Annotated in this window: 19 protein-coding genes; 7 read left to right on the forward strand and 12 right to left on the reverse strand. The window is 66.6% G+C overall.

The genetic code is table 11. The features are described from left to right. Positions 1-39: 39 nt before the first annotated feature. On the reverse strand, positions 40-1,965 hold the full coding sequence (mdoH, locus tag D5301_RS01535) for a glucans biosynthesis glucosyltransferase MdoH (protein WP_110713822.1): 1,926 nt from the start codon (positions 1,963-1,965) through the stop codon (positions 40-42). 492 nt (positions 1,966-2,457) lie between these two features. Here mdoH and D5301_RS01540 point away from each other — a divergent pair, with 492 nt between their 5' ends. Beyond that, positions 2,458-4,503 (forward strand): TonB-dependent receptor, encoded by a 2,046-nt coding sequence (locus tag D5301_RS01540; RefSeq protein ID WP_110713824.1) that lies wholly within the window; start codon positions 2,458-2,460, stop codon positions 4,501-4,503. Positions 4,504-4,563: 60 nt separating this feature from the next. Here the strand turns inward: D5301_RS01540 and D5301_RS23985 are convergent, their stop codons facing one another. Further along, positions 4,564-4,734 carry a hypothetical protein gene (locus D5301_RS23985; RefSeq protein WP_180847132.1) on the reverse strand — a complete coding sequence of 57 codons (171 nt, stop codon included), beginning with the start codon at positions 4,732-4,734 and terminating at the stop codon, positions 4,564-4,566. A 215-nt stretch (positions 4,735-4,949) separates the two neighbouring features. Between D5301_RS23985 and D5301_RS01545 the strand changes: the two genes are divergently transcribed. After that, on the forward strand, positions 4,950-5,336 hold the full coding sequence (locus D5301_RS01545) for a DUF2628 domain-containing protein (RefSeq protein WP_110713826.1): 387 nt from the start codon (positions 4,950-4,952) through the stop codon (positions 5,334-5,336). 96 nt (positions 5,337-5,432) lie between these two features. On the opposite strand, the gene D5301_RS24425 is transcribed toward D5301_RS01545, so the two are convergent. The 3 genes from D5301_RS24425 to D5301_RS01560 all read right to left on the reverse strand — a co-directional run bounded on the left by D5301_RS24425 (position 5,433) and on the right by D5301_RS01560 (position 10,078). Then, positions 5,433-7,964 carry a methyl-accepting chemotaxis protein gene (locus D5301_RS24425; protein WP_110713827.1) on the reverse strand — a complete coding sequence of 844 codons (2,532 nt, stop codon included), beginning with the start codon at positions 7,962-7,964 and terminating at the stop codon, positions 5,433-5,435. 210 nt (positions 7,965-8,174) lie between these two features. After that, positions 8,175-9,068 (reverse strand): NAD(P)-dependent oxidoreductase, encoded by an 894-nt coding sequence (locus D5301_RS01555; RefSeq protein WP_110713829.1) that lies wholly within the window; start codon positions 9,066-9,068, stop codon positions 8,175-8,177. Between the two features lie 98 nt (positions 9,069-9,166). Then, on the reverse strand, positions 9,167-10,078 hold the full coding sequence (locus D5301_RS01560; protein WP_153854583.1) for a S41 family peptidase: 912 nt from the start codon (positions 10,076-10,078) through the stop codon (positions 9,167-9,169). 50 nt (positions 10,079-10,128) lie between these two features. Here D5301_RS01560 and D5301_RS01565 point away from each other — a divergent pair, with 50 nt between their 5' ends. Next, on the forward strand, positions 10,129-10,593 hold the full coding sequence (locus D5301_RS01565) for a MarR family transcriptional regulator (protein ID WP_153854584.1): 465 nt from the start codon (positions 10,129-10,131) through the stop codon (positions 10,591-10,593). A gap of 5 nt (positions 10,594-10,598) precedes the next feature. On the opposite strand, the gene D5301_RS01570 is transcribed toward D5301_RS01565, so the two are convergent. Then, complete coding sequence (locus D5301_RS01570; RefSeq protein ID WP_153854585.1) at positions 10,599-12,083, reverse strand: DUF4434 domain-containing protein; 1,485 nt, start codon at positions 12,081-12,083, stop codon at positions 10,599-10,601. A 323-nt stretch (positions 12,084-12,406) separates the two neighbouring features. Here D5301_RS01570 and D5301_RS01575 point away from each other — a divergent pair, with 323 nt between their 5' ends. Then, entirely contained in the window at positions 12,407-12,712 is a 306-nt protein-coding gene (locus D5301_RS01575; protein WP_110713835.1) for a KGG domain-containing protein, read from the forward strand. A gap of 10 nt (positions 12,713-12,722) precedes the next feature. On the opposite strand, the gene D5301_RS01580 is transcribed toward D5301_RS01575, so the two are convergent. Then, entirely contained in the window at positions 12,723-14,195 is a 1,473-nt protein-coding gene (locus D5301_RS01580) for an MFS transporter (RefSeq protein ID WP_153854586.1), read from the reverse strand. Positions 14,196-14,322: 127 nt separating this feature from the next. Here D5301_RS01580 and D5301_RS01585 point away from each other — a divergent pair, with 127 nt between their 5' ends. Next, positions 14,323-14,952: a TetR/AcrR family transcriptional regulator gene (locus D5301_RS01585; protein WP_153854587.1), complete on the forward strand. Its 630-nt coding sequence runs from the start codon at positions 14,323-14,325 to the stop codon at positions 14,950-14,952. Positions 14,953-14,967: 15 nt separating this feature from the next. Here D5301_RS01585 and D5301_RS01590 read toward each other — a convergent pair whose 3' ends face one another. Beyond that, positions 14,968-15,318, reverse strand: coding sequence for a VOC family protein (locus D5301_RS01590; protein WP_094001326.1), 351 nt, complete (start codon positions 15,316-15,318; stop codon positions 14,968-14,970). Positions 15,319-15,440: 122 nt separating this feature from the next. After that, positions 15,441-15,641 carry a hypothetical protein gene (locus D5301_RS01595; RefSeq protein ID WP_049449083.1) on the reverse strand — a complete coding sequence of 67 codons (201 nt, stop codon included), beginning with the start codon at positions 15,639-15,641 and terminating at the stop codon, positions 15,441-15,443. A gap of 188 nt (positions 15,642-15,829) precedes the next feature. Between D5301_RS01595 and D5301_RS01600 the strand changes: the two genes are divergently transcribed. Further along, positions 15,830-19,180 (forward strand): autotransporter serine protease, encoded by a 3,351-nt coding sequence (locus tag D5301_RS01600; protein ID WP_153854588.1) that lies wholly within the window; start codon positions 15,830-15,832, stop codon positions 19,178-19,180. 71 nt (positions 19,181-19,251) lie between these two features. Here D5301_RS01600 and cml read toward each other — a convergent pair whose 3' ends face one another. Beyond that, entirely contained in the window at positions 19,252-20,439 is a 1,188-nt protein-coding gene (gene cml, locus D5301_RS01605) for a CmlA/FloR family chloramphenicol efflux MFS transporter (RefSeq protein WP_153854589.1), read from the reverse strand. 198 nt (positions 20,440-20,637) lie between these two features. Then, positions 20,638-21,543 (reverse strand): LysR family transcriptional regulator, encoded by a 906-nt coding sequence (locus D5301_RS01610; protein WP_153854590.1) that lies wholly within the window; start codon positions 21,541-21,543, stop codon positions 20,638-20,640. A 107-nt stretch (positions 21,544-21,650) separates the two neighbouring features. Here D5301_RS01610 and D5301_RS01615 point away from each other — a divergent pair, with 107 nt between their 5' ends. Next, entirely contained in the window at positions 21,651-23,141 is a 1,491-nt protein-coding gene (locus tag D5301_RS01615; protein ID WP_324187242.1) for an MFS transporter, read from the forward strand. Between the two features lie 85 nt (positions 23,142-23,226). Here the strand turns inward: D5301_RS01615 and D5301_RS01620 are convergent, their stop codons facing one another. Continuing rightward, entirely contained in the window at positions 23,227-23,679 is a 453-nt protein-coding gene (locus D5301_RS01620) for a PA2169 family four-helix-bundle protein (RefSeq protein WP_153854591.1), read from the reverse strand. Between the last annotated feature and the right edge of the window lie 514 nt (positions 23,680-24,193).

Genomic DNA, 24,193 nt, shown 5'->3' on the forward strand with positions numbered 1-24,193 from the left:
TTCAAGTTCGAGCCGCATTATGCCGCTGGCGCAGGGGGATCAGTACAGCGGCGGCTGCTCGGCCGCTTCCCGGCGCAGTTGTGCCGCACGCACAAGCACCGGTGGCGGAATGTTCTCTTCGGGAATATCGAGCAGGCCAAGGCGATGCAGGAAGGCACCCGGGCCGCGTGAAGAGGTCAGCGCCACCACCGGCACCGCCAGCACCATGCCGATCACCACCGGTGCCATCCACGCGGCCAGCGACGGCGAAACCGCCCAGGCCAGCACGCCCATGAAGGCACCGAAGACACCCAGGCCGCCATAGCCGCGGATCAGCGCCAGCCACGAGATGCCGCCATCGTCACGCTGCTGCGCGTCCCAGCCCGAGTCGCGCCCGGACAGCACCTCGGCGACGCCGCGCGACTGCACGTACATCACCACCGGCGCCATCAGTGCGGCCAGCACCGTTTCCACCAGCATCGACACGAAGGCGCGGATCGCACCGCCACAGCCACGGCGGTCGACCGGGTCCAGCAGCATCGCCAGGTAGCCCAGCACCTTGGGCAACAGCAGCACCGCCATGGTGGCCGCGAACAGGCGCACCACCTGCTCTTCGTCCTGGGCGCGCCAGTACACGCTGGGCGACAGGTGCAGCAGGGCGTTGAAATCGATGCCCTCCTGGAACAGCGGGATGGCGATGCCGATCAGCATCAGCATCGCCCACATCGGCGCGGTGAAATAGTGGCCGATGCCGATCAGCATGTGCGTGCGGCTGATCCAGTGCAGCCCGCGGCTGCCGACCACCTTGCCGTGCTGCAGGTTGCCCTGGCACCAGCGGCGGTCGCGCACCAGCAGGTCGGTAAGGGTCGGCGGGCCTTCCTCGTAGCTGCCGCCCAGGTACGGCACCATGTGCGCAGCCCAGCCACCACGGCGCATCAGCGCTGCCTCAACGAAATCATGGCTGAGCACGTGGCCGCCGAAGGGCTTGCGTCCCGGCAGCGCCGGCAGGCCGGCGTGGTCGGCGAAAGCGCGGGTGCGGATGATCGCGTTGTGGCCCCAGTAATTGCTCTCGGCACCATGCCACCAGGCCACGCCGCGCGCGATCACCGGGCCGTACACGCGGCCACCGAACTGCTGCATGCGGGCGAACAGGGTGCGGCCGCCGATCACCGACGGCAGGGTCTGGATCAGACCGACGTCGGCGTTGTGCTCCATGCCAGCCACCAGGCGTACGATGCTGTCGCCGGTCATCAGGCTGTCGGCATCGAGGATCAGCATCTGCGGGTAGGCACCGCCGAAGCGGCGGACCCAGTCGGCGATGTTGCCTGCCTTGCGTCCGCTGTTGTCGCCGCGGCGACGGTAGAACAGGCGCGTTCGGCCATCCGGCACACGCTCGCGCAGCTCGGCGAACACCTGTTCCTCGGCGCGTGCGATGTCCTCGCGGCGGGTGTCGCTGAGCACGAAGAAGTCGAAGCGCTCCAGCTGGCCGGTGGCGGCCACTGATTCGTAGATGGCCTGCAGGCCCGCCAGCAGGCGCCGCGGGTCTTCGTTGTAGGTCGGCATCAGCAGCGCGGTGCGGCTGTGCACGGTCGGCAGCGGTTTGTCCGGATCGATGCCGAGGCGGTAGCCACGATCGAACACGGCGGTCAGGAAGCCGGCCAGGGCACTGGCGAAGGACAGTGCGATCCAGGCGAACAGGCCGACGAACAGCACCAGCAGGCACGCTTCGAGCACGCTGATGCCATTGGCCGACAGCACTCGCCACATCATGCGGGTGGCGATGGCGGTCATGCCCAGGGTGCCACCGAAGATATACAGCCGGCGCAGGCCGATCAGGCGCGGCGAGGTGCGGTGGCGGCGGACCTTGAGCTCGCCTTCGCGCAGGGTCTGCTCGGGCATCTGCAGCGGCGACTCGGCCGGCAGCAGCGCCCAGCCGGCGTCGAGCCGGGGTGCATCCGCTTCCGCGTGGATGGTTTGACCCCCCATCACCGCTTACTCCCCACGGTCGGCATGGCCGGCCGTCCCGGCCGGGCTGCATGCACGAAGGTTCCCGGCGCGCCTTCCCGGCGCCCGCACTTGTCCTGGCTGTGCCGGCGCTTGGCCGCACAGTCGATGTCTGTCACTACCGGAACCCACACGATCTCCAACGGGGCGGAATCGAAAATGCGGCTCAGTCTAGGGCGCCGGATGTAAGCCGCGTGCGAAGGTCTACGCCCGCATTTATCCCCATTCAGCAAACAGCAGGCGTGCCGTGACGGTGCGGCAGGTTGTCGCTTTGTCACCGGGGGTACTGGATCGCAACAAACGCGAACGGTTATCATTTCATTAACCAGGCAGGTTGCCGTCTTCCGCACGGCTGAGACCCACCCAGCTACGCCGGTCCACACCGCGCGCCGACGACCCATGGAAGGGGCTGCCTGCGGTCCGCCTGCGCCTGCCGTTTCCACCGGGTCCCTACTCTCTCCGATGGAAGCCGTCATGTCCCTGCCGTCCCGTTCCCGTTCCCCGCGCCTGCCGCGCACCCACCTGGCCACCGCCCTGGCCACCGCCTGCCTGCTGGCCCTGCCCGGCCTGGCCGCCGCCGAAGCTAGCGCAGATGCCTCCACCAAGGACCTGGATACCGTGGTGGTCACCGCCTCGGGCAACCAGCAATGGATCAAGGATGCCCCGGCCAGCATCAGCGTGATCAGCCGCGAGGACATCGAGCGCCAGCCGGTGCACGACCTGGCCACCCTGCTCAGCCGCGTGCCGGGCGTAACCGGCGGCCTCAGCGCGGCGGGCGAGCAGTCCAAGATCAAGCTGCGCGGCATGCCCTCCAACTACACGCTGGTGCTGGTGGACGGCAAGCGCATGGGCAGCTCGGCCTCGACCAATTACCGCCCCGACCTCGGCCGCCAGGATCTGAACTGGATCTCGCCCGACCAGATCGAACGCATCGAGGTGGTGCGCGGACCGATGTCGTCGCTGTACGGCTCCGACGCCATGGGCGGCGTGATCAACATCATCACCAAGCGCATCGGCGATGACTGGAACGGCAGCGCCACCCACAGCTATACCCGCCCGGGCGATGGCAAGCGCGGCGATACCCAGCAGATCGGCGCGACGTTCTCCGGCCCGCTTGGTGAACGCTTCGGCCTGCGCATCGGCGCCAACAGCATGCGCCGCGACTCGGACCGCTCCAACGGCGGCGTCTACGGCAATGCCTACGCCGGTGAGAAGGACCGCAATGTTGACGCCCTGCTGCAATGGAAGCTCAGCGACGCCCAGGAGCTGTCGCTGGAAGCTGGTCATGGCGTGCAGCAGGCCTTCATCGATGCCTCGTTGGAAAAACAGGACGAAGGCGCCTGGGGCGCCAGTGAACTCAAGCGCAGCTCGCTGGCCCTCAATCACGATGGCAAGTGGAGCTTCGGCAACTCGAAGCTCAGCGCCTACTGGACCGAGTACAAGAACGACATCGGTGCCACCGGCCGCTCCGAGGCCACCGATACGATCATCGAAGGCAGCCTGACCACGCCGTTCACCCTGGGGGTTGAACACCAGTTTGCCGTGGGCGGCCAGTGGAAGCGCCAGGAACTGACCAACACCGATACCATCGGCCGTGCGCCGATCGACTATGCCGGCAATGCCGTCAGCGGCTCCAACCTGGAAGTGGACACCTGGGCGCTGTTCGTCGAGGACGAACTGAAGCTGCACCGCACCCTGGCGCTGACCCTGGGCGCACGCCTGGACCACCATGAGAAGTTCGGCAGCCACGTCAGCCCGCGTGCCTACCTGGTCTGGCATCCGGCCGAGCAGTGGACGATCCGAGGCGGCGTTTCCAAAGGCTTCCGCGCGCCCAGCCTGACCGAGAATTCGGCCACCGCCGCCACCCAGTCCGGTGGTCGTGGCTGCACCTCGCTGATTCCGCTGGGCTATACCCGTGGCGGCTGCTACATGGCCGGCAACCCGGACCTGGATCCGGAAACCAGCACCAACCGTGAGATCGGCATCAGCTTCGACAACGATCTGGTGGATGCCGGCCTGACCTACTTCCATACCGACTTCAGGAACAAGATCGAGTACGCCCCACTGGGCCAGTTCAACGGCATCTGGTGGACGCGCATGAGCAACGTGCAGCGGGCGCGCACCAGCGGCATGGAAGGCAACCTCAACTTCCGCTTCGGTGAGCACTGGCGCTGGCGTACCTCGGCCACCTGGATGAAGGAGGCCAAGAACCTGACCACCGGTAGGAACCTGATCGATACACCGGAATTCTCCGGCTACTCGTCGCTGGACTGGACGCCCGGTACGGTGTTCTCCAGCAGCCTGTCGGCGCAGTACACCGGCAAGCAGACCGGCACGGCGACGACCTTCCTCAAGGCCTACACCCTGTATGACCTGACCGCAGCGTGGAACGTCAACGAGGTGCTGACCCTCCGCGGCGGCGTCAGCAACCTGGCCGACAAGAAGCTGTATGCCGAAGGCTCCACCGACTACTTCGTGGCCGGACGCAGCTATTTCCTGAGCATGACCGCGCGGTTCTGACCGGCGGCGCGCACCGCGATCGCGCTGGCGACAGGCCAGCGCGATCGGCGGTGTTGCGGATCACTCGCTTTCCAGGGCGGCCTGGGCCGCATCCTGCGTGGCAGCCGTGCGCGCACGGTCCATTGCCACCGCCAGTTGCTGGCGTGCGAGCAGTTGTTGTGCCTGCACCACTTCAGGTGTCGGCAGGAGCACCGGTCCCGGTGCGTTTTCCGGTGTAGCAGGTGTGGTCATGCAACCTCCATGGACATCCCGCCGCCGCACGGATTCAGCTGGGGCGGCAGCGGAACTGCGCACCCTATCCTAAAAACAAGGCGGATGGGTGACGGTGCGGCGCACAGCCGCAGCTTCACACGGCAAAGAACGTCACATTTTTGACGCCGGAGGGTAGTTTCCTGAATTCGCGACATCTATCATGGAACCGTTTTCCTACAAGGACGTATACGTCAATGAACACAGTCGACCTCTCCCGCTTCAGCCCGAAGTGGCAGTTCCGCTTCAACTTCTTCCAGCAGCACGGCGCGCCCAAGGAGCCGGGTTTCAAGCAGGCTTGGAAGGCGTTGTCCTTCGGCGACCGGCTGAAGGTCAACATCAATTTCTTCGCCTTCTTCTTCGGCTTCATCTACCTGCTCATCCTGGGCATGTGGCGCAAGGCGCTGGTCGTGCTCGGCATCAACATCGTGCTGACCCTCGTCGCCCTGTTCCTGCCGGACATCGTCGCCCGTGCGCTGTTCATCGCCATGAACTTCCTGGTCGCCTCCAGCACCAACTACAGCTACTACCTGGAACAGGTGAAGGGCAGGGCCAGCTGGAACCCCTTCGAAGGGATGTTCTGAGCCATTGCAGCTGCCGGACCTGATTCCGGCACACCGGCGAGCAGAAACGACGACGCCCGGCTTTGGCCGGGCGTCTTCTTTTGCGCATGCCGGGACTCAGGCCGCGTGGCGTGCCACGGCGACCGGCTCGGCCTGCAGGCGGAAACGCGAGACCGCCACCGCCAGCTGCTCGGCCTGTTCTTCCATCGCCCGCGCGGCGGCGCTGGCTTCTTCCACCAGCGCGGCGTTCTGCTGGGTGGTCTCGTCCATCTGCACCACGGTCTGGTTGACCTGCTCGATGCCCGCCGACTGCTCGCGCGAGGCCGCCGAGATCTCGGCCATGATCTCGTTGACCCGGCCGACCTGGCCGACGATTTCCTGCATGGTACGGCCCGCGCCGTGCACCAGCTGCGCACCGGCACCGACCTGCGCCACCGAGGCGTCGATCAGCTCCTTGATCTCCTTGGCCGCACCCGCCGATCGCTGTGCCAGCGCACGCACTTCGCTGGCGACCACGGCGAAGCCACGGCCCTGCTCGCCGGCACGCGCCGCTTCCACCGCCGCATTCAGCGCCAGGATGTTGGTCTGGAAGGCGATCCCATCGATCACCGAAATGATCTCGGCAATGCGCTGCGAGGAGGCTTCGATCTGCTCCATCGTCTGCACCACCTGGCTGACCACCTGCCCGCCTTCGCTGGCAACGCCGGCCGCGGAACCGGCCAGGGTATTGGCCTGCAGCGCGTGGTCGGCGTTCTGGCGCACGGTGGAGGTCAATTCCTCCATCGAGGCCGCCGTTTCTTCCAGGTTGGCGGCCTGCTGCTCGGTACGCCGCGACAGGTCGCTGTTGCCCGCGGCAATTTCACCCGCGGCCAGGCGGATGCTGGCCGCCGACTGCTGGATCTGGCCGACGATCCGGGTCAGCTGCTGCACGGTGCTGTTGGCATCGTCGCGCATCACCGCGAACACGCCGTGGAAGTCGCCCTGCATGCGCGCGCTGAGGTCGCCTGCGGCGATCGCGCGCAGCAGTGTCGACAGCTCGGCCAGGTTGTGGTCGCTCACCTGCATCATGGTATTGAGGGTTTCCACCATGCGGCGGAAGTCGTGGTCGAAGCACAGGGCATCGCCACGCACCGCGAAGTCACCGGCAGCGGCCGCAGCAGCCAGCTGCTGGATCTGTTCATTGATCGCGGCCAGGTTCCGCTTGGTGGTGGCCATCGCGGCGGTGAACACCGCCTTCTCGCCCGGCAGCGCTTCCATGTCCTGACTGAGGTCGCCAACGGCGTAGCGCTGCATCACTTCAACCAGGCGCTGGGTGACCGCGTTGCTGGAGGCCACCAGCTGGTTGCTATCGGCCACCATGCGGCCGTACTCGCCCGGGAACGCCGCGGCGTCCATGCGGTAACTGAGCTCGCCGGCATCGTGGCGGCGCGCCATTTCCGCCTGCGCCGCCATCACCGCCTGCAGCTGGCCGCGCATGCCCTGCATCGCGTCCAGCAGGCGCCCCACTTCGTCATTGCTGCGTGCCGGCAGGGTGCTGTCCAGCTTGCCAGCGGCGACATCACCGGCCACGCGCACAGCTTCGGCCAACGGACGGATTGCCAACCGGCGCAGCAGAACATAGACACCCGCACTGAGGGTCAATGCTGCCACCACACCGACCAGCAGGGTCAGCCACAGCAACTGACGTGCCTCTGCGACGATCACCGAATGCGGCATCACCACGCCCAGCGCGAAGCGCTGCGGGGCGTCGCCCACGCGCAGCGGCACGTACACGCGCACGTTGCCGGCCGCATCGGGGCTGAAAGCCTCGAACGGACGGTCGGCAGCGATGTCGGCCAGCATGCTGCGGGTCAGCGCGTCGCTGCGTGGCTTGCCGATCTCAGCGGCATTGGCCGAGGCCAGCACCACGCCCTTCGGCGACAGCAGTTCGACGCTGCCAGCCCCCATCGGCTTCAACGTCGCCAGGTGCTTCTGCAGCGCCGCCAGCGAGAAATCGACGGTGAACACGCCGAGGAACCTGCCATTCTCGACAATGGGCGTGCTCAGCGTGCTCATCAGCACCTGCTGGCCGGCGATGTCATAGGCATAGGGCTCGCTGACCTTGGGCAGCTGGTCGCGGCTGGGCACCATGTACCAGTCACCGGAACCGCTGGCGGTCTCGGTGTAGTCGGTCATCTGCGACTGCTGCGGCTTGCCGTCGTGCCAGGCCCAGTAGCTCATGTAGCGACCGGTGGCGTCGTGCGCTTCAGTGTTGACGAACTCGGCATCCTTGCCGTCGAAGGCATCGGCCTCCCACATGGTGCTCTTGCCCAGCCACTCCGGGTGGGTACGCAGCTGTTCGCCGAGTACTGCCGCCAGGCTGGCGCGATCGGGCACGTCACCGCGCGCACGCTGGGCGAGCACGGTTTCGACCATGGCATCGTTGCTGGCGAAAGCGGTGCCCAGGTCAGCCGAGACCTGGCGCGCTTCGGCGGTGGCTTCGCTGGACAGGGTCTGGCGCGAGGCGTTGATCAGGCTGGCGCTGGCCTGGCGGTAGATCAGGAACGCGGTCAGGCCGAAGCACAGCAGTGCGATCACAGCGGTGCCCAGCATCAGCTTGTGGGCAATGCTGCCCGGGCGGCGGGCAGCGGCGGAGCGGGAAGGAGGCATGGAAAGGTCCGCAAGGCAGTTCAGGACGACCGGCGCCGCGAGGGCACCGCGCAGGCGCGCGATCCATCGCGCAGGCCACCGGCCGCCGGGGCATGCCCGGCACTGGAAGCGCACCGGGTTAGCGGCCGCCTGCCAACGAGGTTGAGGCGGCCGGCCTGCACATTCCTGAACCTGCTCAGGGTCGGGTCAGGAACCCGCCCCGCGGCCGCCCTATTCGGCCACGCGGTCCTTGATCCATTCCGCCCGCGGCAGCACTTCGATGCTGCCAGCGGCGTACTGCTGGAGCACATCGTCCGGACCGAAGCGCGGCTGCCAGCCGAGTTCGCTGCGCATGAGCGCACTGTCGTAGACGCGGTCGATGCTCAGCGGCAGCGGCCAGCCACGGCGCTCGAACTCGGCCAGCAACTGCGGGGCGCGGCGGGCCAGCACCCCGCGTGGTTGGGTCGCCAGTTCCAGGCAATCCTCGCGCCGGAACGGCGTCGGTGCGCAGGCAATGTAGCGGGCGAAGGCAGCGCCCTCATCGTGCAGCAGCGCGGCATGTGCGCTGGCCACGTCGCGCGCGTCGATGCCACGGTGCAGGCGGAACATCGCCATGCGCTCGGGCGGTTCCGGGAAGCAGCGGCCCATGCGCAGCACGCGCACACTGAAACCGGGCGCGGTTGCGGCTTCGGCCAGAGCCTCGGCCTGCAGCTTGGTGCGATGGTAGATGGTGCGCGGCAGAGGCTCGGTGTCCTCGTCGATCCAGCGGCAGCCGCCGGCCACCACCGCGTGACCGTAGAGGGCGGTGGTGCTGGTCAGCACGAAGCGCCGTGCACCGGCCTCGCGTGCCGCCTGCAGCAGGTGCGCGGTGGCGTCCACATTGATCTGCTGGAACACCGCATCCGGCACCAGCCCGACGTGCGGGGCATGCAACGCTGCGGTATGGATGACCGCGTCGACACCCTGCACCGCCCGCGTGACCGCCTGACGATCAGTGACATCGGCAATGATTCGCGTCGTGGCGAACGGGCTGCGATCCAGCCCCACCACTTCATGGGCCGCCGCCAACGCGCCGAAGATCGCCCGCCCGATCCGCCCGGAACTGCCGGTCAACAGAATCTTCATTGAGTCCATTCACTCGAAGCGCCCGGGAACTACCGGGATGCTTCGATTCTAGGCATGCAGCCGCGCATCCGCGATAGGACGGCGTTGCAGATATGCGTTCATCCTGACGACTTCATCGGGGCCAGCAGCTGCCGTGCGATGAACAACGGATCATCACCTCCTGGCGTATCAGGCATGACGCCGCGCTTCTCCCAGTTGCCGCCGGTGCGCAGATTGATCGGCTGCCGGTCCGGAATGCTGATCTGATAGCCATCCGGCAGCAGCACAGGATCATCGAACATATGCGCGGCGCCGCCGCTGCGACTGCCGACGATCTGCGCTCGTCCCAGCGCCTGCAGCGAGTACGCCACGAACTCGGCGGCCGAACCGGTACGGCGGTCGATCAGCACCACTAGCGGCTTCAGGTACAAAGGCAGGCTCGCTGGCGGCAGCAGTACGGGGGTACGCCTGCCACGCTGCTCAAGCGCCTGCACTGCGGTGACGCCTGGCTCCAGCAGCGTGCGCACCAGCAGGTCCGCGCTGCCATCATCACCGCCCCCGTTCTGGCGCAGGTCCAGCACCAGGCCATCGGTGTCGGCCAGCAGGCTGAACGCCGCCGCCAGCTTGGGCCGGGCCAGATCCAGCGGGTAGAAGCTGCTCAGGCGCAGGTAACCGATGTTGCCCTCCAGCACCCGCACTTCGCGCACGCCCGCAGCATTGCCACGCGCATCCGCGCGCCAGGCCATCAGCCAATCGTCCTGCCCGGCGCGGGCATCCACCCGTTCCACATGGAAGTGGCCGTCGAACACGTCCAGGTCCTGGTTCAGGCGCGCACTGAAGACCTTCGGGTCCGCGCAGCTGTCCACATAGCGCTGCTGGCTGGACCAGCCGCGCACGGCCCCGGCAATGCGCGCGCCCTCGGCCACGTCCAGGTAGTGCGCCTGTATCGCCGTGGCCGCCGCCTGCAGCACCGCGTCCTGGGCCGGGCAGGACGCCGCCAGCACCGCGCCCAGCATCCACGAAACCGCCATGACCGCACCCCACGTTGATGATATGTAAGTGCTTATATATCATCGCGCCCATGGATCTCCAACACGCCACCCTGGGCACCCTGCTGCGCGCCCTGCTTGATCAGCTCGATCCGGCGGTCGAACAGGCCTATCGCGACCTGCAGCTGGACTACCGGCCGCGCTACACCCCGGTGCTGCGCACGTTGATGGCGCAGGGCCCCTGCCGCATCAAGGACCTGGCACTGGCCTGCGGGCTCAGCCATTCGGCGCTCAGCCAGACGGTTTCAGCGATGGTGCACGACGGCTGGCTGCATACCGCCATCGGCGAGGACAGCCGCGAGCGCATCCTGCAGCTCAGCCCGCAGGCGCTGCAGGTCCTGCCGGCGCTGCAGGCACAGTGGCAGGCTACGGCGCGCGCGGCGCGCAGCCTGGATACCGATCTCGGGCAGTCACTGGAGCAGGTGCTGCGCGACGCACTGCAGGCGCTTGAACAGCAGCCGTTCGCACAGCGGCTGCACGACGCACGCCAACGCTGACATCGCTACTGCTCGGCCGCGATCTCGATCTCGCTGAGGAAGGTCCAGTTGCCATTGGCCAGCCGCAGCTCCAGTGTACGGCACTGCGCAGCCAGGGGCGCCGCGTTGCCCAGCACGTATTCCTCCTCGGTCGATCCACTGAGTCCGGCCTGGGTGAACGGCGCCGACAACATGCCGATGCTGGTTGCTGCAGTACCCGGCTCAGTGCACATCACCTCCACCGACGTCGGCGTGACGATGCCCCATCCGGGGCGAGTCATCGTGTGCAGGCCGATCCAGTCCACCCGCCGACGCTGGCCGAGGTCGATGGTGATGCTGACGTTGCCGTGCACGCCCACCCAGCCGGCATCCATCGGATTGCGCGGGTCCCCCACCCGACGATCGAACAGCTCGTGGCCACTGCTGTCCGGATAGTTCGCATCCGGTGCCACGCTGTAGCTGTACGCGGTCTGCACCGGATCGACGAGGTAGGACGCGCCGAGCCCATACAGCCCGCGATAGGTGTTCATCATCCGCGGCGATTCGGCATAGCCCTGGCCGGGACCGACCACCTCGGACATGTGGTACTGGTTGAGCCAGGCAACGCGCTTGCCGGCCGAACGCGCACTCCACAACTGCTGGTTGATGCGCTGCACCGAAGCGGAGCGGTAGGCGCCGGACAACCCGTTGCCGGCCTCCAGGAACAACGGACTGCCATGGTTGAACAGTTCGATATCGGCCCACAGGCCGCTGGCACCCAACGCCGCCGACAGCGCCTCGTAATACGCCTCGGTGGAATGACCCGGGCGATCCCACTGGAACAAGCGCGCATGCGAGGCGGCGCCGATGCCGTCCTGCCAGATCTGCACATCCACCCCGGTAGCCGTGCGGAACTGCGCCGCCGCACGCGCGACACTTGCCGGATCCACGCTGGATGACGCCAGGTAGGGGGCGACCATCACCGGCCTGGACGGGGTACTGCCCTTCAGCGCGGTCACGATCGCACGATAGAAGGGCGCACGGTCAGCCGGTACCTGTGCCGGCTCGTCGGTGATGTACCAGCCGGCGAAGGCCGGATGCGATCCGTACTGCTGGCCAAGCTGGGCCAGCGACTGCGCGGCGTCCTGCGCCACAGCCGTTGCGTTCTGGCCTTGCCAGAAGGTGCCGCACTGTCCCGAACTGTAGGTGGTACCGACCACGACCTTCATGCCGCGCGCGGCCGCCGCATCGAGGACGGTGCCCAGCTTGCCGGGGAAACCGGCGATCCATTCGAAATCCTGCACACCGCTGGCGCACCCCACACCCGCACGCGTGGCACGCACCTGACCGAGGATGAGGGTGTCGTTGCCCAGGTCCTGCAGTTCATCCAGGAACAGCGGCAACTGCGTGGCCGGTAGTTGTTCGTCGGTAGCCGAATAGCCGACGTGGACAAAGCTGCCGGACAACAGGGGACTGGCCGCATGGACGGGGGCGGTACAGGCCAGCAATGCGATCAATCCAATCCTGTTCATGTTCTACGTCCCTGTCGTGGCCAGGCGAGTGGCGTTGTTGCGCATCCTATCAACAGGGGCGGTGGCCCCATCATGATCATCGGTGGATGCGCGTGTGCTTCTACGCAACACTCCATCCTCACTGTGTTCCTGCGGCCCTGCTGTCGCAGTTGAGCGAGATCGCGGCAGCGAAGGCGGCGCCCGCCTGAATGGCTGCGTCTTCAGCCCCGTGCGCAGGGCGCGTGAAAGCCATGGCGAAGATGGCGACCTGGACTTAGCGTGCGATGGCCAAGCATGGGTGCCGTCGTCTACGAAGGCGGCGCCCACACCGCAGGAGATTTCACATGACTGAGCAGAACCCGCGCAGCTCCAACCGGGGTTTCGCATCAATGGACCAGGAAAAGCAGCGCGCCATCGCTGCCAAGGGCGGGCGTGCCGCACATGCCTCTGGCAACGCGCATGAATTCAGTCCAGCCGAAGCACGTGTCGCTGGCCGCAAGGGCGGCGAGGCGATCAGCCGCAACCGCCAGCACATGGCCGCGATCGGTCGTGAAGGTGGACACGCTCGCCACGCCAATGCGCGCCAGCAGCAACAACAGCCTCAGGAGATCGAACGCACCGCAGAGGGCCGGCAACGCCAGCAGGGCTGAATGCTGCGCGTCAGGCCGGTGCGCGCTGCCGATGCAGGCCGAAGGCTGCAAGCAGGGTCAGCGCGCCGGCCACGGCCATGGCCCAGCCGAAGCCGCTGGCCATCGCACTGCGATACCACGCCAGCAGTGGTGGTGCCGCCTGCAGCGGGGTAGGCTGCAGGATCAGTTCGCGCGCGTGTGCGGCCAACCCCGGCTGCCCTGCGGCCTGCGCGGATGCAGCGAAATGCCACACGGCACGCAGGCTCATCAGGCTGCCCAGCAGCGCGATGCCCAGGCTCATGCCGGCCTGGCGCAATGCGTTCATGGTGGCTGAAGCGATACCTGCGCGCTCGGCCGGCACGCTGGCCATGACCGCCATGCCGGTCGCGGGAACCGCCAGCCCCATTCCAATGCCGAGCAGCATCAGCAAGCCGCTGGCATATCCGCGCGAGGTCAGCGGCTCGAACGCGGCCATCGCACAGAGCGCCACGCCGGCCAACGCATAGCCCGAGACCAGCGCAGCCTGCAGCCCCACGCGCACGACCAAGCGCCCGAACAGCAACGAGACCACACCCATCAACAGGAACTGCGGTGCCAACTGTGCGCCTGCCAGTGCTGCGCTGTGCCCCTGCGCCTGCTGGAAGAACAGTGACAGGAAGAACAGGCTCGCGTAGGCGGTGAAGCCCAGCACGAACGATGCCAGATTGAGCATGCCGAAACGGCGATCGGCAAACAGGTCCAACGGCAGCAGTGGGCGTGCCACCCGGCGTTCGACGATGCCGAACAGGATCAGGCCAGCGCCCGCGATGCTCATGGCCGACAGGGTCAGTGGCGCCAGCAGGCCGTGCTCGCCGATCGCGATCAGGCCGTAACTCAGCGCACCCAGCGCGACCATGCTGAGCAGCTGCCCGGCAGGATCCAGCGCGGCATGCTCTGGATGCCGCCGCTCGGGAATCCCCCAGGCACCGAGCATGAGCGCCAGCAGGCCCAGTGGCAGGTTGATCAGGAAGATGCTCGGCCACCCAGCGCGCTGTACCAGCACCCCGCCCAGCAACGGCCCAAGCACCAGGGCCAACGCACTGAACGCCGACCAGCCACCGATCGCCCGCGCGCGCTGGCGCGGATCAGGGAATGCATGACTGAGAATCGGCATCGCGCTGGGAATCAGCAGCGCGCCCGCGATGCCCTGCACCGCGCGTCCAGCCACCAGCGTCGCAAGATTGCCGGCACAGGCACAGAGCAACGAGCCAAGAGTGAAGGTGGCGACGCTGAGCAACCACATCCGCCGATGGCCGTAACGGTCCCCGAGCGGCCCCGCCGACAGCATCAGCGCCGACAACGCGATCGCATACGCATTGATCACCCACTGCAGGCCGGCCATGTCGGTATTCAACGCCTGCTGCAGGGTCGGCAGTGCGACGTTGACGATGCTGATGTCCAGCGAGGCGAGGAACGTGCCGAGGTAGGCGGCCAGCACCAGGGCCGGACGTTGGAAGCGCTGCATGTGCGGATCCCGGGGGGAGGATGTGCGCGCATCGTAGCCATTGACTGACCGTCGGTCAATGACTGGCGGTCAGTCAATGCCGAAGGGCAGCTAGAATGGCGGCCGTCGCACCCGGACCTTGCCCACCATGCAGACCCCAGCTGTTGCCAGGCCTCGCACCAAGCCCGCGGAAACCCGCCAGGAAGAACTGATGGATGCCGCGCAGGCGCTGTTCCTGTCGCAGGGCGTGGACGCCACCACCATCAGCGACATCGTTGCTGCGGCCGACGTGGCCAAGGGCACCTTCTATACCTATTTCGCCTCACGCACCGAGATCCTGCAGGCACTGGCGCAGCGCTATACCCAGCGTTTCATGCAAGACGTCGACCGCGCCGTGCAGCAGTACCCTGCCAGCGATGGCGTGGCGCGCCTGCGTGCCTGGATCCGCGCCAACATCGAGCTCTACGTGCGCACCCATGCGCTGCACGATGTGGTGTACGCCAACCATCACCACCACCAGCGTGGCAACGCCGAACGCAACGCAATCCAGCAGCAACTGTTGGCCATCCTCGACGCCGGCATCACCGATGGCCTCTGGCAGCTGCCCGCGCCGCAGGTCACCGCCTCACTGATCTATGCCGGCGTGCACGGCGCCACCGACGACCTGATCGCCGCACCAGCGCAGGATGCCGATGCCTTCATCGGCGCGGTGGTGGACGATTGCCTGCGCATGGTCGGCGTGTCGCCAGCCCCGAAGCGAGGCGGCACGCGCCGCTGAAGTCCTCGCCGCTGCTCAGGAATGGGCGAGGATGTTCAACAACCGGCCGAACGGATCGCGGACGAAGAAGCGGCGCACGCCCCAGGGTTCGTCGACCGGGCCGTACTCCAGCGCAACGCCTGCCGCGCGCAGGCGGTCCAGCACCTCCTGCAGATTGTCCACTTCGATCGACAGGTCCGGCACTGCGGTGCCCGAACCCCCTTCGCTGGCGAAGCTGACCTGCGCCAGCGCGCTGCCCTGCCCGCCATGAGTGACGATCCAGCCGTGGTCCATCACCACCGGCATGCCGAGCAGCTCGCCGTAGAAGGCAGCAGCCCGTTGCGGCTCCGCCGTGGCAATGTTGGCGACAACACGTTTGACGGCCATGGCACTCCTCTGCCCATGAAGACATGCCGAGACTACCGTATCGCTGACGGCATCCTCGATTGAAACAGAAGAGCCCCGTCGATGACGGGGCTCCACGGAACGCAACGCTCAAACGGCGCGACTCACACGCCCATGCACAGATCGACCACGCAGGTGTTGTACGCCTGCTGGCATTCACCGGCATCGGCACCACTGGCCAGGCACATCTGGTAAGCCCGCCAGCACGGCTTGTCGCAGGGCTCGACCGGCCCTGCCACCGCCACCGAACCGGTACATGCCAGCGCGAACACAGCGCCTGCGATCACTTTCCTGAAAACGCGCATTGCATCACTCCCTGATACGCCTGGTGAGCCCAGGCTGGGTCACGGTAGCGGGACCGCCGGGAGACGAAGTGAATGCCCATGTCACGAAACCTTAACTCGTTCATTAAATTTTCTTCACACCACTGGGGGTGATCGGCGCGCTGCGGGGTTAACGGCCTTTGATGTCCGTCAATCAAGGAAGTTGTCCGATGAATCACCCGCTGTACGGCCGTTCGTCCCGCTCCCTGTCGCACCGCCCGCTGGCGCTTGCCGTCGCCAGCTCGCTGTTGCTGGTCACCGCACTCCCGACCATGGCCAGCGAATCACTCGATGCCTGGCAGCAGCAGCGCCAGCTACAGGCTGCGTGGGCGCAGCCCGCTTCCAGCACGGCGCCTGCAGCCACGGCCACTGCACCTGCCGCCAGTAGCACCGCCGTTCTCGGCAACCCAGGCGATCCGGCCAGCTGGCGCAGCGATGAATTCAACGCCGATTGGGGCCTGGGTGCGATGGGCGCCGACTACGCCTATGCACGCGGTCTGACCGGCAAGGGTGTACGCCTTGCGCTGTTCGACTCGGGCTCCGCGCTGGCGCATCCGGAGTTTGCAGGACGCAATACCTCCAGCATCACCATCGGTGCCGACTGCGCGACGCCGGGTGTCGTCGCAGGTACCGGTGCCTGCGGGCAGACCCGCGGCGAACAGCCCGGCTACAACTACTACGGACTCGGCGCCGGCGTTCCGGCCTCACTGGCGGCACGCCTGATCGCCGCCGGCCAGCCCTATGGCTTCAGCTATGCCGATCACGGAACACATGTGCTTGGCACCATCGGCGCCAACCGCAATGGCACCGGCATGCATGGCGTGGCCTTTGGTGCGGATCTCACCGCCGCCCGCGTGTTCGGTGACACCTACTACGAGTGGCGCCTGGACCCCGACAATTTCTATCGGCCGCGCGCGGTGTACCGCACCGATCCGGATGATGCCGCCACGCTGGACATGTATGCGCAGATCCAGGCGCAGGGTGTCCGCGCCATCAACCACAGCTGGGGCATTTCCACCCGCAACATGACCGCCGCCGCGCTGGACCAGCAGTACGCCAGCATCGGTGCCGACTACGGCGTGTACGGCAGCATCTACGCCAGCAACGGCGATACACCCAGCTCCACCCTCATCCAGGTGTGGTCGGCCGGCAACGGCAGCGGCGCGGTTGCCGGCATCACCGCCTCGATGCCGCGCTGGAAGCCCGAACTGGAACCGTACTGGCTGGCGGTCGCCAATGTCCGCCGGCCCAACGCCGCCGCAGGTGAAACCGACTACGTGATCGATGGCAGTTCCAGCATCTGCGGCGTTGCCGCCAACTGGTGCATCTCGGCCCCCGGCACCGACATCCTCAGCACCATCGTCTCCGGTGATATCCAGGGCCGCATCGAGAACACCTCCGCCTACGTGCGGCTGATCATCGATAGCGAGAACACCAATTACGTCTATGGCACCAAGACCGGCACGTCGATGGCCGCGCCGCACATCACGGGCGCTCTTGGCCTGCTGATGGAGCGCTTCCCGTATCTGGACAACGCACAGGTCCGCGACGTGCTGCTGACCACCGCCCGCGACCTGGGCGATCCGGGCATTGATGAGATCTACGGCTGGGGCATGGTCGACCTGCGCAAGGCCATCGAAGGCTACGGTTCGCTGCGTGTGGACACCAACGTGGTGATGAACCAGAAGGCCGGTGGCCTGAAGGTGTGGGAAGGCGACGCCTGGGATGACTGGACCAACGACATCGGCGGCCCCGGCAAGCTGACCAAGTCCGGCATCGGCTGGCTGCGCCTGAGCGGCAACAACACCTTCAACGGCGCAATGCTGCAGGACGGCACGCTGGAATTGAACGGTGCCAACACGCTCACGTCAGCGATCGAGGTCCAGGGTGGCCAGTTCCTGCTCAACGGCAGCCTGGTCTCCACCGCGCTGAACACCACCGGTGGCGTAAGCACGGTCAGCGCCAGCGGCCTGCTGAAGGACAGCAACCTGACCGTCAACGGTGGCGTGGTGTCCTTCAACGGCACGCAGACTGGCGGCACCACCACGGTCGGTGTCAACGGCCTGCTGAAGGGTGTCGGTACGCTGGGCACCACCCGTGTGGACGGCATCATCGCGCCCGGAAACTCGATCGGCACGCTGACCATCAACGGCGACTACGTGCAGGGCGCAACCGGCATCTATGCGGCCGAGCTCGCGCCGGGCGGGCGTAGTGACCAGCTGCACGTGACCGGCACCGCCACCCTCGGCGGCACCCTGGTCGCACTGCCGGAGCCGGGCACCTACTACCTCGGCGAACAGTTCAACTTCATCCGCGCCGATGGCGGCGTTAGCGGCCAGTTCGCCAAAACCGACTTCAGTGCGTTCTCGCCCTTCCTGCAGTTCAGCCTCGCCTACGGCGCCAACGGCACCCGCATCGACGTGGCGCGCGGTGCCTCGCTGGCCAGCGCCGCCAACACGCGCAACCAACGTGCAGTGGCGACCGCTGCCGACCTGTTGGCGATCAACCAGGGCCTGCCCAAGCCGCTGACCCAGCTGTTCCCGCAGCAGGTCGGCAGCGTGCTCGACGGCCTCAGCGGCGAGCTGCATGCGGCCACCGCGCTGGCGCTGGTCGAAGGCAGCCGCTATGTACGCGACGCCGCACTGTCACGTCGTGCCGGTGCAGTCGCCCCGGGTGCCGATGCGGGCGACGCCACCGGCGCATGGGTGCAGGCGATCGGTGGCAACAGCAAGCTGGACGGCGACGTCAACACCGCCCGCACCGAAGCCAACAGTAACGGCCTGCTGATCGGCATCGACCGCGAGTTCTCCGGCTGGCAGGTCGGCGTGCTGGCCGGCGCCGGCCGTACCGACGTGAAGCAACAGGAGCGTCGAGCCAAGTCGAAGATCGACAACTCCCATTTCGGTGCCTACGCGGGCCACAACTGGGGTGGTTTCGGCCTGCGCGGTGGCGTGGCCTGGAGCAAGCACAAGGTGAAGAGCACGCGTGATGTCGACTTCGCTGGCTTCAGCGACAGCCTGAGCGCACGCTACAACGCGCATACCCGCCAGGCCTTCATTGAAGCCGGCTATCGCTTTGGTGGTCCAGAGGCCGGACTGGAGCCGTACCTGCAGGTCGCACGCGTGGAGGTCGACCTGAAGCAGATCAACGAACGCGGCGGTGCGGCTGCCCTGCACGGCAAGGTAGACGACACCGGCACCACGATCGCCACGGGGGGCGTGCGCTTCGACAAGGGCCTGAAGGCATCGTTCCAGCAGGACAGCTGGCTGCACCTGCGCGGCGGAGTCGGCTATCGCCGCGCCTCCGGCGACCGCAGCCAGGTCGGCAACCTCGCCTTCGCCAACAGCAGCACCACCTTCGTGGTCGAGGGCGCTCCGATTGCAGACAACGCCGTAGTGGCCGAGCTGGGCCTGGCGGCGTGGCTGACGCCGCGCCAGCAGCTGGAGCTGGGCTACAGCGGCCAGTACGGCAGCGAGAGCCGCGATCACAGTGCGAACGTGCGCTGGTCGGTGCGCTTCTAGTACCACGCACATGATCGCTTGACGGGTTGGGGCGGCCTCAGGGCCGCCCCTTTTTTATTCACTGCCCAAGGCTATGCGCGGCACCGCAACGCCGCCACAGCAATCAGACTGGCCAGTGGCAGCAGCAGGCCATAGGCCACCAGCGGCCACACCGTATCCCCCGGCAGCAGCACGGTAGCCAATGTCCCGAAGCCGGCCACGATCACGCTCTGCACGGCGTAATACAGCGCCACCGCCATGCCGGACACATCGGCGAAGTCTCGCAGCGCGCCGTTGGCGGCCACCGAGACCACCATCACCAGCCCTACGGCAATGCCCCACATGGGCAGCACGACAGTGGCGAATGAGAATGGCAACGCCGTACCGAGTGCCATCAGCAGCCCACCTGCCACCATCACGCACAGGCCACGCACGAAGGTTCCGCGCGTATTCCAGCGTGCGATGAAGACGTTCGCCATGCGCGAGGTGATGATCATCATCAGCGCCACCGTTGCGAATGCCAGGCTGAACGCGATCGACGAGTACTGCATGCGCCCGACCAGCACGCGCGGTGCGATCGAGAAGAACACAAAGAACGTCCCCATCGCGGCACTGAACCCCAGCGTGTATGTCCAGAAGGCGCCACTGCCAAGCATCCTCCGCAGTGCCGGACGCGCCTCTCTGCTGCCTGCTGGTCGGGTTTCCTGCCACTGGCGCTGCGCGCGCAGCCAGGCGATCAGGCCAAGCACACCCAGCAACACGAAGATCGCACGCCAGCCCGCTGCCGTGGCCACCAGCGCACCCAGCATCGGCCCCAGCGCCGGCACGAAGGCCAGCATCGAGGCGAACAGCCCATACAGCGACGCGCCTTCGCGTGTATCGGCATACACATCACGCACCGTGGCAAAGGTCGCCACCAGTGCCGCCGACGCCCCCACCGCCTGCACGGTGCGCCAGGCCAGGAATGCCCCGCCACTGCTGGACAGCGCCAACGCAAACGACGCGACGATGAACAGCAATGCACCCAGCAGCAGCACCGGCCGCCGCCCGATGCGGTCGGACAACGGGCCGAACAGCAACTGGCCCAGGCCGAGCACCAGCAGGTAGATGCTCAGCGTGAGCTGCACCACCGCTGGTGATGTCTGCAATGCCTGCGGCATCACCGGTACCACGGGAAGATAGATATCCATGGCCAGCGAGGCCAGGAGGTCGAACGGCGCCATCAGCGCAATGGCCGATGGCAGGGTATGGGCCCAACGCGGGGTCTGACGATTGAACATGGGGAATCTCCGCCCAGAGTGAATCCGGCGGTGATCCATCCACCTCGCGTGCATCGCAGGGGCGATCACCGCAACAACGTCTGCATCGTTGTTGCGGCTCAGCGAACTGTCTGCGGACCGTTCCCGTTGTTCATGGTGTCCATCGAATGCGAATGCAGGTGGCGCAAGTGTAGCAATCGTCCAGCTGCCGGGCGGAGCTCAGGCCAGGGGCAACATGTCGATGCGCCTGCACGGCGTTTCCTTCACCTGCTCGATCAGCCGTCGCACCACGGGCGAGGTCTCCCCACGCCGGTACTGCACAGCGATGGTCGAGACGATGGTGGGACCGGCCAGTGGCAGGTAGATCATCCCGGGCAGCACCAGCGTGCGTTGCAGCACCGATGGCACGATCGCCACCGAACCGACGCCGACCGATACCTCGGCCAACACCGCCGCCAGATGCCCGGGCTGGGAACGGATACGTGGAATGAAACCGCCGCGACGCCCGACTTCCATTGCACCCACCGGCTGCTCCGGCATGACGAAGCCCTCCCGGGCCAAAGATGCCGGCTGTACCGGCGCCCTGGCCCGCGCCAGCGGATGGGTTTCCGGCAGCGCCACGCAGAACTGGTCTTCGACCAGGGTGTGTTCGCCGAAACTGTCGGGTACATCCATCGGAGGCCGGCAGAACACCACATCGACCCGTCCTTCCTGCAGCAGCTGCGGGAGCTCGCCCATCGGCCATTCGCTCACCTGCAGTTCCACGCCCGGGTAGCGGCTGCGGAACCGGCTGAGCTGATCCTGCAACGCGCCGGCATACAGCGCCGAGCCGACGTAGCCAATCTCGATCTTGCCGATCTCCCCCCGCCCGGCGCGCCGGCCCATGGTTTCGGCCTGTTCGAACCGGCGCAGCACATCACGGGCTTCCACCAGGAACACCTCGCCTGCGGAGGTCAGCAGCACCTCCCGCCGGCCGCGGTCGAACAGGCGCGTGCCGAGGCGACGCTCGATGTCCTGGATCTGCACGCTCAGCGTTGGAGTAGCAATTCCCAGGCGCAGGGCAGCGCGACCGAAGTGCAGCTCCTCGGCCAGGGTGACGAAGTACTCCAGGTGACGGCGTTCCATGGGCGGCATTTCGTTAGGTTCAAGCTAACGTAACCAGAAAACACCGAGAATGAAACAAACACCGATCATTGATGGAATGGCCGTCCTCCCCTTCCTGCGAGTGACCGGTGCCGCCCTCTCCTCCCCCTTCGCCTGCACGGCACACGCTGCCTGACGCCGTCCTGCTGGTGGCCTCGCTGGGCTGTACGATGACCGTGCTGGAGACCAATGCCGTCGCGGTCGCATTGCCCAGCATCGCGCGTGACCTGCACGCCGGATTCGCCGATATCGAGTGGGTGATCAGTGCCTACATCCTGTCCTTCACCTCCCTGCTGCTGCCCGCCGGCGCTGTCGCCGACCGCTACGGCCGCCGCCGGGTGCTGCTGATCGGCATCAGCCTGTTCGCCCTCACCTCTCTGCTCTGTGCACTGGCGCCCGGTGCCACCCTGCTCTACCTGGCGCGGGCACTGCAGGGCATTGGTGCTGCCTTTCTGCTGGCACCCTCGCTGTCGATCATCGGCCACACGTACCACGAGGGGGCTGCCAAAGACACCGCATGGGCGTTCTGGGGCACAGCCATGGGCGTGATGATGGTGCTCTCACCGCTGATCGGCGGCCTGTTGTCCGCGCTCTGGGGCTGGCGCGCGGTGTTCATCGCGATCCTGCCGTTCCTGGCCCTGCTCGGCTACGGCACGCTGCGCTGGATACCCGAGTCGTCCGACAGCGTGGTCCGCCCGCTCGATCCGCCCGGCATCATCACGTTCAGCGTTGCCATCTTCGGCATCGTGTTCTTCCTGGTGGAAGGACTGGCAGAAGGATGGTCATCGGCCCCGGCGCTGAGCGGGCTGGGCCTGGCCATCATCATGGCTGTTGCCTTCGTCATCGTTGAACGGGCACGGTCACATCCCATGGTCGATCTCGGGCTGCTGGCCAGTCCGCGTTTCGTCGGCGCACTCATTGCCATGGTCGGCTATTCGGTCAGCGCACAGGTCATGGCCTCGATGCTGCCGCAGTACCTGCAGAACGGCATCGGCCTGAGCGTGCTGGCCGCGGGCGCCGGCATGCTTCCCTTCGCCGCCGCAATGCTGCTGTTTCCCAGCGTGGGCCGGCGTCTGGGCCGCCATCTGACCAGTTCGGCCGTGCTGGCGATCGGGCTGTCGGTCACCGCCGCAGGCAATGCCGTGGCCGGACTGGCCGCGTGGCAGCACCGGCCGTGGCTGGCACTCGTGGCAATGGTGGTGATCGGCGCCGGCGGCGGCATCCTCAATGGCGAGACGTCCAAGGCCATCATCGGCGCGGCACCACGCGAGCGCGCCGGCATGGCCTCCGGCATCAGCGCGACCACGCGCTTTGTCGGCATCCTGCTCGGTTTCACCGTGCTGTCCAGTGCCTTGAGCCTGGGCATCCGCAGCGCACTGTCCGCGGCGGTTCCCGCGCGCGACGTACTGCCCATGGCCGATGCGATCGCTACCGGAACCTTCGCCGATGCACGCGCCGCCACCTTCGCACAGGCGATCTACAGCCATGGATTCGCCAGTGCACTGTGGACGTCGGCCATCGCCGCGCTGCTGGCCGGCCTTGCGGTGTTGCTGCTGGGCCGTGGCACCACGCAGCGATGATGTTGGAGCGCTGGTTGCAAAGATGGCCGGGGCAGCCACGCTGCCCCGACCGTGGCGGCCCCGGGGAGAAGGCCGCCGATGATCGTCAGGCCGCCTTCATGGCGTGCTTGCGCGCACGCATCACGTTGTGGCACTCCTGCACTTCAGGCAGCAACTGGGTGACTTCCTGGCGCACGGCCGGCGGCAGTTCGTTGTCCTTCAGCACGTCCTTGAACGCGCCAAGCAGCCGGTCTTCGGACTCTTCCAGCTCGGCCACGTAACCATAGTTGGTGTCGCCGAATGCGGCGCGGACCTTGCCATAGAACTGCTGCATCGAACCGACCACGGTGCCGTGCTCGGCCGGCTTGCCACCGCTGGCAGCAACCGAGCCGCTCAGTCCGGCGACGATGCGGCCCTTGACGCCGGCAATGCGGGTGAACAGGGCCGACAGCTCGGCGTCCTTTACCTTGGTCGCCGCTTCTTCATAGAACGACTTGCCATCACGGGCAATCTCGATCAGGTCGTTGAGGCGGTGTTCGATGGTGGACTGGGTGCTCATGGAATCGCTCCTGTGTGCTCGATGGTCTATGGAGAATGACAGCGCGAGTGCGTTGCCTTCGGAACCACTGTGGAGGTTTGAATGTGCCGATTGGGTGAGTACGAATTGATGCATGCATCACCACCCTCAACGCGCCCTGACTCCTTCATCCCGTCGCATTTCCGCGTTCACGGTACCTGAGCAGAACGCCGACGACTCACCATGGCGCGATGACGATGATCAGCGTCACCAGCAGTGCGATGGCAAGCACCAGCAACAGCACATGCCACTGCTTCCACGTAGGTCTTGGTTTGCCGGGGGTATTCATCGGATGTCTCCTGGAGTCTGTCATCAGCCCGCAGCCAGACTGAAGCAGAGCACCCTCGGTGCGCGTCGCGGTTTCGTGCATGGCCTGTGCATGAACGCTGTATCCGGCGCGCGACGATAACGCGTCCATAACGTAATCGAGTTGTAAACGGAGTGTTAGGTTCCTTCCGATTCCGCACAGCGGGATTTCAGATCGGTTTCCACGCAG

The sequence above is a fragment of the Stenotrophomonas sp. MH181796 genome, from assembly GCF_009659995.1.
Classification (GTDB): domain Bacteria; phylum Pseudomonadota; class Gammaproteobacteria; order Xanthomonadales; family Xanthomonadaceae; genus Stenotrophomonas; species Stenotrophomonas riyadhensis.